The organism is Pseudomonadales bacterium (assembly GCA_013215025.1).
Lineage (GTDB): Bacteria > Pseudomonadota > Gammaproteobacteria > Pseudomonadales > DT-91 > DT-91.
This window is the reverse complement of sequence record JABSRR010000255.1, coordinates 1-2,639: the sequence shown is the minus strand read 5'-3', so window position 1 is coordinate 2,639 and position 2,639 is coordinate 1. Positions and strand designations below refer to the sequence as shown.

Annotated in this window: 1 protein-coding gene; it reads left to right on the top strand. The window is 52.5% G+C overall.

The features are described 5' to 3' along the window. Positions 1 to 2,090: 2,090 nt before the first annotated feature. Positions 2,091 to 2,285, top strand: a complete 195-nt coding sequence (locus HRU21_12590) for a hypothetical protein (protein ID NRA43128.1) — start codon at positions 2,091 to 2,093, stop codon at positions 2,283 to 2,285. The last annotated feature ends 354 nt before the right edge of the window (positions 2,286 to 2,639 follow it).

The following is a 2,639-nucleotide window of genomic DNA, read 5'->3' as shown; positions in this document are numbered from 1 at the left end:
TGGTGTGTTTTTGTTGGAACTGTACCCAGGAAGCGAATCATAACCTACTTTTGCTCGTGTCACCCTGGATGCCCCGATGCGTGCCCCAGCACACGAAACGCGTGCGACGCTCTTGTTTTCATGCGTTGGCGGTTGCGCAAGCCCAAGAGGAAGGCGACGACGATGCTGAGGAGGAGGAGCAGTAGGAGGAGGAGGAGCCAGAGGCAGAAAACCCGCCAGAGCCAAACGAGCCACACGGAGGAGTTAGTGGAGCAGGAGGTGGCGCAGGAGCTGGTGGACCAGGCGGCAAAGGCGGCCACACAATCGCTGCAATGTGACATGCGGTTTACTTATTACACGGGATGGGTTGCGCACGGCCAGTACAGTTGTACAGTATTGCATAAAGCATAGAGGAAGCATGCATTTTCACCAGCTACCTCAAGTTAGTGGACAAGCGTCCCGTGCACTATTGTGCGCCAATCCGGCGGGACCAGAAAGTCTTAGATTTCGGTTCCTGAGCAAGGCACTTATTTTGAACTCGTTTTAGGGACCATTATCCATAGCAACCAGACAAGATAAGTGACCAGGAATGTGCAATTTCAAAAACAAACTAGTCAAATGAGGCAGGAAACCAACACATCAAATAAGGCAGGAAACCAACACATCAAGCATAACCTGTTTTTTGCCCTTCAAGGTGGGCAACGCGCAAACAAGAGAAAAGTGCCACATGATGTTGCGTTGAACTTCGCGTGTGTTGCAGAACATCGACGACTGCATCGGGGCCACCACTTTGAAGGGCAAGAAATGGGTTAGATTATGCTTGATATTGGTTCAAACATCCTTGTGCTTGCCTTGAAGGGCGAAAAAGCAGGTTATGCTTGAGATTTGTGCGAACATCCTTGCGCTTGCCATCCTGAGCGCGTCGTGCCTGTTGGTATGGATGCTTTTCAGGCCTCTTTTCATTCCTTCTCCTTGCCTTATCAAACAGTATCAGCTGACAGAGGCCAAGGGGTATAATTGGGCGAGAGGAAATGAGCCAGTGGGCTCTTTCTCCAGGCGCTTGTGATTCCTTCTGCGTGGTAGTGACTCAGTACTTCAATACAGAGCTCACACAATGCATGCTTTAGTGAGAGATGTGGTTGAGCACCTGCGACCTGAATCGAGCGATTGCTGAATTCTGTGTCAACTCCGGGGCCCACTTTGGAGTTCAATTCGGTGCCTATTCTAGGGACTGAATATGCAGGTTTGTGGTCCCGCCGGAATGGCGTTCAATAGTCGATCATGTATGTTGCTGCTGATGCAAGATGATTTGGAATAGCATCTCTTACATGCTTGTTGGCTGCGGTCTTGTGCCAGCAGCATCTGCACATACGTGCCATGTAGGTCCACGAAGTTGCTTGCAGCGTGCGCGGCCTCAACCCGTAGGCAATGTGACCCCGGCATGCGGGCGCATTCCCATCGCAAGCTGCGCTTATGAGGTTGAGTTGCTCGTCGGCGTATCCCACGTGGCATTGGAGATGCGAGGCACTTGGGGTCACAGCCGTCATATGGCAGGTTGTCCAGAGCTGGTCTCAGTTTGATGACAATGGTTAATAGGGTGCGACGGCAATGCTGCACGGTGCACGGGACTGCGCGCTTCCGGCAACGGTTGCTGCCACGACCCTGCCGTTAGCCCCATCACTAGTCAATTTGCTAACAGAGATGTGCGTGAGCGTGACCTCGTCGGTGCACCAGCCGGTCTTGCTGGCATGGCCGCCCTCAGCGGGTGTGGCGAAGAGCTTCAGGCAACATGCGTGGCGCTATATTATCATTGCACGCAGTGTTGCTGTTTACAGCGCATCTGCGCAAGAGGTGTGCGAGCACTGACGCGTTATTTTGGATATGCTCGGCCTCAGGTTGATGTCGTTGACATGTCGCTGAACGGCTATGGGCCATTCTGGGAAATAGTGCAAGCGTTGAGGGTCATGCTGCTTGATGGGTTCCTCGGTGGGGGGAAGGTGGTCTTGGCGTGGTTTGCCAATAATGATTCGCTGGATCGGTAGCCGGTATGCTGACTTCGGGTGTGGTTGTCGGTCCCGCTGCGTCACTGCATCGTCATGTAAGAGCACCTAATGGCTCATATCCGTATCCGTGGTCCACAATTGGCCGGATTTTCAATCCGTTTTGGTGCCGGTTTCAATGCTTTTTTGGTGCCGGTTTTAGGTCCGATTCTGGAGCTCATTTTGGGAACCTTTTCGGTTCCAAGAATCGGCTTTCAGGTGCAATCCGTTGCGAGATCAGATCACAGGTTCGCTATTGTAAAATGAAAGACTTCGGCCCGGAAGTGCCCCAACCTGTCGGGTGTATTTTGCAAGGTTAAGGTCCCAAAACGGTATTGTTTTTGGTTCCCGTTTTGGGTACCAAAGCGGGCCCCGTTTTGGGAACCGGAAAGGTCGATTTTTTGGGATCCCATTGCGCGCAGGAAGCGATGCCAGCAGCATTTCATTCTGTGAAGATGCGACGCAATCTCGTGATACTTTCTGTGATTCGCAACATGTTTTTGCAGGGGCTCACACGCGGGTTCCTGGCTGGTGGCGGTGGGTGGCTCTAGCAATTCATCGCCGTAGTAAGCACGTTCGCACATGCTGGGTGCCCAAAAGGTGGGCCAGCTGAAATAGGTT

Excerpts from the sequence above, each read along its gene's own strand:
- HRU21_12590 (NRA43128.1), top strand. The coding sequence starts at position 2,091 with ATGGCTCATATCCGTATCCGTGGTCCACAATTGGCCGGATTTTCAATC.